This window comes from Bradyrhizobium sp. YR681, assembly GCF_000282615.1.
Taxonomy (GTDB): Bacteria; Pseudomonadota; Alphaproteobacteria; order Rhizobiales; family Xanthobacteraceae; genus Bradyrhizobium.
Map to the genome: position 1 here is coordinate 1 of NZ_AKIY01000045.1, position 7,740 is coordinate 7,740.

A 7,740-nucleotide genomic window follows, 5' to 3' on the forward strand; every position below is an offset into this window, starting at 1 on the left:
AGCGCCGTGCCCACGTCTTCCTTAACCGTAGAGTGGTGGGCACGCTGCGCTTTGCCCATCCTACGACACCGCTGTCTACGGCACCGGTATCTGCCGCCTCACTGCACCCCGATCGTGGTCAGGTCCTGGAACCAGTGCTGCGCCTGCACGAACTGCTTGATCTTCGGCGACAGTGCGTGCGGGTTGGTGTCGTGGACGACCCAGACCAGCACGGCATCGTCGACGATCAGGGCGTGCGCCTGCGCGATCAGATCGTCCTGCTTGGCCGTATCGAACGTCTGCTTGGCCTCGTTGATCAGCGCGTCTACCTTCGGGTTCTTGTAGCCGCCCCAGTTGACGCCCACCGGCGCGATCTGGTCGGAGGCGAAGAAGCGGACGATGGCGTAGAGCGGGTCCGAGGTGACATAGGCGATGTTGTTGGCGGTGATGCCGGCGTTCATCTCGTCGGCGGCGCCCTTGCGCCAATGCGTGTAGAGCGTCTCGAGCTCGACCACCTTGAAGTCGATCTCGATGCCGATCTCCTTGAAGCTCTGCTGCAGGAATTCGTTCATCGGCAGCGACAGCATCTGGCCGGTGCCGCCCTGTGCGATGATGAAGGTCGCCTTCAGCGGCTTTGCTTTGGAATAGCCGGCTTCCTCGACCAGCTTTTTCGCAGCAGCCAGATCGTATTTCAGCTCGAAGCTCGGCTTGCCGAACCACGGGCTCGACGGATCGACCTGGCCCTTGGCGGGTTTCGCCAGGCCGTTCATCAGTCCGACGACCTCGTCGCGGTTGATCGCGAGGTTCAGCGCCTTGCGCAGGCGGATGTCGGTCCAGGGCGAGCCCGGCAGCACGCTGAGGTGATAATTCCAGACATGCGGCGTGACGTTGTCGACCAGCTTCATGCCGGCCGCTTTCAGCTGCGGCACGGCGTCCGGCGCCGGCGTCTCGATTAGGTCGACTTGCCCCGCGAGCAGCGCGTTGGTGCGCGTCAGCGCTTCCGGCATCGGCACCAGCACGATCTTGTCGACCTTGGGGATGCGCTTCGGGTTCCAGTAGTCCGGATTTTTCGAGAGCTCCGCGAGCTCGCGCGGCACCAGTTTGGTCAATTTGAACGGGCCGGTGCCGGAAGGCTGGCTGGCGAACTTGTCCCAATCCTTGCCGAGCTTCTCGTATTGCGCCGGGCTCGACACCAGGAACCACAGCATCTGATAGGGGAAGAAGGAATCGACCGTCTTGGTGGTGATCTCCACGGTGGAGTCGTCGATCTTGGCGTAGCTTGCGACCGAGGGCAGGCGGGTCTTCACCTGCGCGCTTTGCCGTTTGTCGAATTGCGGCGCCTTGTCGTTGAGCACCTTGTCGAGATTCCAGATCACCGCGTCGGCGTTGAACTCGCTGCCGTCGTGAAACTTCACGCCCTTGCGCAGGGTGAAGCGCCACTTCGTCTTGTCGGTGTCGTCCACCTTCCATTCGGTGGCGAGGCCCGGCACCAGCTTGCCCGGCCGGTCGGCGACGTCCATCTCCCAGGCGACCAAAGGATCGTAGATCGTGTAGGCCGTGAACTGATAGGCGCCGGCGCCGCGATCGGGCTGGCCGGTCGTCAGCGGGATATCCGCCATCGAGATGCCGTAGCGCACCACCGTTTCGGCGCGCGCCGAGATTGCGGAAACTGCCAGCGCAAGCACGGCGAGACAGATCGACAGACGAATACGCATGGCCCAAAGCTCCCAGGAGATTTCGAGGCCAAACTTGCAATCTTGATGCCAGAATAGGCAGCACGACGACTTGGTCTGCATCTGATCACAGGGACTTGTCGCCGCAGGGGGCAATTTGCAGAAAAAGTTTCTCCTTGGCATAGCCATTGCATACGATTGCATCAAAATTAATCATCGGAAGCCGGAAAAGGACTGAGGTAATGCTTATCAAGAACAACATGACCCGCGGGGCGCTGATTGCGCTTCTGGCGCTCGGCAGCGCTGCTGCATGGCCGAGCGTGGCCAGCGCCGAAACCGTGCTGCGGATCGGCATGACCGCTGCCGATATTCCGCGCACCTTGGGCCAGCCGGATCAGGGCTTTGAAGGCAACCGCTTTACCGGCCTTACCATGTATGACGCGCTGACCGGCTGGGACCTGTCCTCCGCCGACAAGCCGAGCGTGGTGATCCCCGGCCTTGCCACCGAGTGGAAGGTCGACGATGCCGACAAGACCAAATGGACCTTCAAGCTGCGCCCCGGCGTCACCTTCCACGACGGTTCGCCGTTCAATGCCGACGCGGTGGTGTGGAACGTCGAGAAGGTGCTGAAGCAGGACGCGCCGCAGTTCGACGCCAGCCAGGTCGGCGTCACGGCCTCGCGCATGCCGACGCTCGCCTCCGCCAAGAAGATCGACGACATGACCGTCGAGCTCACCACCAAGGAGCCCGACAGCTTCCTGCCGATCAACCTCACCAATCTGTTCATGGCGAGCCCGGCGAAGTGGCAGCACTTCTATGAGAAGGCCGAAGGCGCCGATGCCAAGGCGAAGTCGCAGGCCGCCTGGACTGCGTTCGCCAAGGACGCGGCGGGCACCGGCCCGTGGAAGATGGCGAGCTTTACCCCGCGCGAACGGCTCGAGCTGGTCAAGAACGCGAGCTATTGGGACAAGGCGCGCGTGCCCAAGGTCGACAAGATGGTGCTGCTGCCGATGCCGGAAGCCAACGCCCGCACCGCGGCGCTGCTGTCCGGTCAGGTCGACTGGGTCGAGGCGCCGGCGCCGGACGCGCTGCCCGAACTCAAGCAGCGCGGCTTCAAGCTCTACGCCAACGAGCAGCCGCATGTCTGGCCCTGGCAGTTCTCGCGCGTCGAAGGCTCGCCCTGGAACGACATCCGCGTCCGCAAGGCCGCCAACCTCTGCGTCGATCGCGAAGGCCTCAAGGACGGCCTGCTCGCCGGCCTGATGGTGCCGGCGACCGGCACGTTCGAGCCCGGCCATCCCTGGCGCGGCAAGCCGACCTTCGAGATCAAGTATGACAAGGCGGCCGCGCAGAAGCTGATGGCGGAGGCCGGTTTCGGTCCGAGCAAGAAGCTGACGGTGAAGATCCAGACGTCGGCATCGGGCTCCGGCCAGATGCAGCCGCTGCCGATGAACGAATATCTCCAGCAGGCGCTCGCCGAATGCTATTTCGACGTGAAGCTTGACGTCATCGAGTGGAACACGCTGTTCACCAATTGGCGCCGCGGCGCCAAGGACCCCAGCGCCAATGGCGCGAATGCGACCAACGTCACCTATGCGGCAATGGATCCGTTCTTCGCGCTGGTGCGCTTCCTGCAATCGAGCATGGCGCCGCCGGTCTCGAACAATTGGGGTTTCATCAACGATCCCAAGTTCGATGAGCTGGTGAAGAAGGCACGCCAGACCTTCGACCCCGCCGCGCGCGACGCTGCGCTCGCCGAGCTGCACGCGGCCTCCGTGGATGATGCGGCCTTCCTCTACGTCGCCCACGACGTCGGCCCCCGCGCCATCAGCCCGAAGGTGACGGGCGTGGTGCAGCCAAAGAGCTGGTTCATCGACTTCTCGCTGGTGTCGATGCAGTAATGAGCTGCTAGCAACGTACTCGCTGCACCCTCTCCCCTTGCGGGAGAGGGTGGCTTCGCGAAGCGAAGCCGGGTGAGGGGTCTCTCTCCGCGGATGCGGACCCTTCGATCGGAATACTCCCGTCCGCGGATCGATACCCCTCATCCGGCGCTTGCGCGCCACCTTCTCCCGCAAGGGGAGAAGGAAGAAAGAACCAAACGTGCTCGCCTATATCGCCAGACGCATCGTCTATGTCATTCCGATCGTCATCAGCGTCGCGCTGGTGTGCTTTCTGCTCGTGCACATCACGCCGGGCGATCCGCTCGTCGCAGTGCTGCCCGCAGATGCCTCGCAGGAGCTCGCAGCGCAGCTGCGCGCCGCCTACGGCTTCGACCGGCCGCTGCCGGTGCAGTTCGGGCTTTGGCTGCTGCGCGCTCTGCACGGCGATCTCGGCAATTCGATCGCGACCGGACGTCCCGTGCTGGCCGAGGTCATGCGCGCGGTCAGCAACACGGTCACGCTCGCGATTGCCGCCGCCATCATCGGCTTCACCATGGGCATCCTGCTCGGCCTGATCGCCGGCTATTTCCGCGAGACCTGGATCGACAAGGTCGCGACCTCCTTTGCCATCGCCGGCGTCTCGGTGCCGCATTACTGGCTCGGCATGGTGCTGGTCATCATCTTCTCGGTGCAGCTTAACTGGCTGCCCGCGGTCGGCGCCGGACCCAACGGCTCCAACTCCTGGGCCTGGGACTGGGCCCACCTGCAATATCTCGTGCTGCCGGCGATCACGACCTCGGTGATCCCGATGGGCATCGTCACCCGCACCGTGCGCGCGCTGACCGGCGACATCCTCAGCCAGGACTTCGTCGAGGCGTTGCGCGCAAAAGGCCTGCACGAGACCGGTGTGTTCCGCCACGTCATCAAGAACGCCGCGCCCACCGCGCTCGCGGTGATGGGGCTTCAGCTCGGTTACATGCTCGGTGGCTCGATCCTGATCGAGACCGTGTTCTCCTGGCCGGGCTCGGGCTTCCTGCTCAACTCCGCGATCTTCCAGCGCGACCTGCCGCTGCTCCAGGGCACGATCCTGATCCTGGCGCTGTTCTTCGTCTTCCTCAACCTGCTGGTCGACATCGCGCAAGCCGCGATCGACCCGCGCATCAAGCGGGGCTGATCAGATGAGCCCGGCTGTAGCCACAACGACGATGCGCTCCCTCCCCCGCCTGCGGGGGAGGGTTGGGGAGAGGGTGTTTCCTCAATCGAGACCCCCCAAGAGGAGAGAACCCTCACCCGGCGCTTCGCGCCGACCTCTCCCGCAAGCGGGCGAGGTGCACCGCGTCCTCGGCGCGCACCGATCGCACGGAGCCAGCCGATGAGCGAGCTTCCGTTGTCCGCCACCGCCGACGCCGCGCTCCAGGCCGCGCCCGCCACCAAGGCGCGCGGCTATTGGGCGACCGTCGGCCGCCGTATCCGGCGCGACAAGGTCAGCATGGCCTGCGCGCTGGTGCTGCTGCTGATCTTCCTCTCCGCGATCCTTGCACCGTGGTTGGGCCTCGAGGATCCCTACAAGGGCTCGATGATCCGCCGCTTGCGCCACATCGGCACCGTCGGCTACCCGCTCGGCACCGACGAGCTCGGGCGCGACATGCTGGCGCGACTGATCTATGGCGGGCGGCTGTCGCTGGTCATCGGCATCTTGCCTGTGATCCTCGCCTTCTGCATCGGCACCTCGCTCGGCCTCGTCGCCGGCTATGTCGGCGGCAAGCTCAACACCGCGATCATGCGTACAATCGACGTGTTCTACGCGTTCCCCTCCGTGCTGCTCGCGATCGCGATCTCCGGCGCGCTCGGCGCCGGCATCCTCAACTCCATCGTGTCGCTGACCGTCGTGTTCGTGCCGCAGATCACCCGCGTCGCCGAGAGCGTCACGACAGGCGTGCGCAACATGGACTTCGTCGAGGCCGCGCGCGCCTCCGGCGCCGGACCCTTCACCATCATGCGGGTGCACATCCTCGGCAACGTGCTGGGCGCGATCTTCGTCTATGCCACCAGTCTCATCTCGGTCTCGATGATTTTGGCCGCCGGTCTCTCCTTCCTCGGCCTCGGCACAAAACCGCCGGAGCCGGAATGGGGCCTGATGCTGAACACGCTCCGCACCGCGATCTACGTCAATCCGTGGGTGGCGGCCCTGCCGGGCGCGATGATCTTCGCGGTCTCGATCTGCTTCAATCTGCTCTCGGACGGCCTGCGCAGCGCCATGGACATCAGGAACTAGGGATGAGAGCGAAGCAGCCAACCGCGTCGGCAGTGCCACACCTCTCCCATAGGGAGAGTTCGGATCCCATCGCCAGGTGCGATCCGGGTGAGGGGTTACGCTCCACCGCGTTTGCCGCGCCCCCTCACCCGCGCCTTCGGCGCGACCTCTCCCCGATGGGGAGAGGTGAAGGATCGCGCCCATGAGCGAGAGCAACACATCCGTCGCCATGCTGGAGCCGGTCGAAGACATCGGCGGCGTCGCGCAGCCGCTGCTCCAGGTCAACGGCCTGACAAAGCATTTCCCGGTTCGCGGCGGATTGTTCGCCGCCAAGCGCACCGTGCGTGCCGTCGACAACGTCTCCTTCTCCGTGGCCAAGGGCGAGACCGTCGGTATCGTCGGCGAGTCCGGTTGCGGCAAATCCACCACCGCGCGGCTGCTGATGCATCTGATGCCGCGCGATACCGGCGACATCATCTATGACGGCATGACCGTCGGCCAGGCGCTGAGCTTGCGCGAGCTGCGCCGCGGCATGCAGATGGTGTTCCAGGATTCCTACGCCTCGCTCAATCCGCGCCTGACGATCGAGGAGTCGATCGCCTTCGGCCCGAAGGTCCACGGCATGGCAGATGGCACGGCGCGGGCACTGGCGCGCGAGCTGCTCGGCAAGGTCGGCCTGCGCCCCGAAAATTTCGCCAACCGCTATCCGCACGAGATCTCCGGCGGCCAGCGCCAGCGCGTCAACATCGCCCGCGCGCTGGCGCTGTCGCCGCGGCTGGTGATCCTGGACGAAGCCGTCTCCGCGCTCGACAAATCGGTCGAGGCGCAGGTGCTCAACCTGCTCGCCGACCTCAAGCGCGAGTTCGGCCTGACCTATCTCTTCATCAGCCACGACCTCAACGTCGTCCGCTACATCAGCGACCGCGTGCTGGTGATGTATCTCGGCGAGGTCGTCGAGCTCGGCCCGGTCGACCAGGTCTGGGATAATCCTGCGCATCCCTATACGCGCGCGCTGCTGGCGGCGATGCCGTCCTCCGACCCGGATCGTCGCACCGAGAAACCGCCGATCACCGGAGACCCGCCCAATCCGATCGACCCGCCGCCGGGCTGCCGCTTCCATACCCGCTGCGCGTTTGCGGAGCCGCTCTGCGCAAATGCCGCACCAAAGCTCACGGCGGTCGATAAAATGGGCCACGAGGCCGCGTGCTACATGGCTATTCCGGGTTCAGGCCACAGCCGCGCGCCCGCAGAGGAAACAGCATGACAAGACCGACACCGAAAGAGATCAAGCCGATCGCGCAGATTGCCGGCGTTCCCGTCGATGACGAGATCGCAACACGCATCTCCAGCTCCATCGGACCGGCCTTCGAAGGTTTTGCGGCCATCGCCGGCACGCTGCCGTTCGATCTCGAGCCGGCGTCTTACGTCATCGTGCAGGCCGCGAAGGTGTCGAAATGAGCCGTGAGCCTGCCTTGATGACGCTCACCGAGGTCGCGCGTGCGATCGCGATGAAGCAGCTGTCCTCGCATGAGGTGACGCGCGCGCTGCTGCACCGCATCGCGCAATGGCAGCCACATCTCAACGCCTTCATGTCGATCGAAGCGGAAGCCGCGCTGAAGGCGGCCGAGGCCGCCGACGCCGAGCTGGCCAAGGGCACGGTCCGTGGTCCGCTGCATGGCGTGCCGCTCGCGCACAAGGACATGTATTACGACGCCGGCAAGATCGCGACCTGCGGCTCGCTGATCCGCCGCGATTTCGTCGCGACGACGACCTCCACCGCCTTGCAGCGGCTGAAGGATGCCGGCCAGGTCCGGCTCGGCACGCTGCACCTTGCCGAGTTCGCCTATGGCCCGACCGGCCACAACGCCCATTACGGCCCGGTGCGCAATCCCTGGAACGTCGCGCACATCACCGGCGGCTCGTCCTCCGGCTCCGGCTCGGCGGTCGCCGCCCG

At 65.2% G+C, this 7,740-nt stretch carries 7 protein-coding genes; 6 read left to right on the top strand and 1 reads right to left on the bottom strand.

The window, feature by feature from the left end; all coding sequences use genetic code 11:
• Nucleotides 1–98: 98 nt before the first annotated feature.
• Nucleotides 99–1,694 carry an ABC transporter substrate-binding protein gene (locus PMI42_RS06445; RefSeq protein ID WP_008131741.1) on the bottom strand — a complete coding sequence of 532 codons (1,596 nt, stop codon included), beginning with the start codon at nt 1,692–1,694 and terminating at the stop codon, nt 99–101.
• Between the two features lie 200 nt (nt 1,695–1,894).
• On the opposite strand from PMI42_RS06445, the gene PMI42_RS06450 reads away from it, so the two are divergent.
• The 6 genes from PMI42_RS06450 to PMI42_RS06475 all read left to right on the top strand — a co-directional run.
• Nucleotides 1,895–3,553, top strand: coding sequence for an ABC transporter substrate-binding protein (locus PMI42_RS06450; RefSeq protein WP_008131743.1), 1,659 nt, complete (start codon nt 1,895–1,897; stop codon nt 3,551–3,553).
• Between the two features lie 199 nt (nt 3,554–3,752).
• Nucleotides 3,753–4,706 carry an ABC transporter permease gene (locus PMI42_RS06455; protein WP_008131746.1) on the top strand — a complete coding sequence of 318 codons (954 nt, stop codon included), beginning with the start codon at nt 3,753–3,755 and terminating at the stop codon, nt 4,704–4,706.
• A gap of 198 nt (nt 4,707–4,904) precedes the next feature.
• A complete protein-coding gene (locus PMI42_RS06460; RefSeq protein ID WP_008131747.1) occupies nt 4,905–5,807 on the top strand; it encodes an ABC transporter permease in 903 nt (300 codons plus the stop codon).
• Between the two features lie 181 nt (nt 5,808–5,988).
• Nucleotides 5,989–7,050: an ABC transporter ATP-binding protein gene (locus PMI42_RS06465; RefSeq protein ID WP_008131749.1), complete on the top strand. Its 1,062-nt coding sequence runs from the start codon at nt 5,989–5,991 to the stop codon at nt 7,048–7,050.
• A complete protein-coding gene (locus PMI42_RS06470) occupies nt 7,047–7,244 on the top strand; it encodes a hypothetical protein (RefSeq protein ID WP_008131751.1) in 198 nt (65 codons plus the stop codon). The genes PMI42_RS06465 and PMI42_RS06470 overlap by 4 nt, the downstream gene beginning before the upstream one ends.
• Nucleotides 7,241–7,740 (top strand): amidase family protein (locus PMI42_RS06475; RefSeq protein ID WP_035964699.1); only part of this gene is annotated, 500 nt, incomplete at its 3' end. The genes PMI42_RS06470 and PMI42_RS06475, both read left to right, overlap by 4 nt.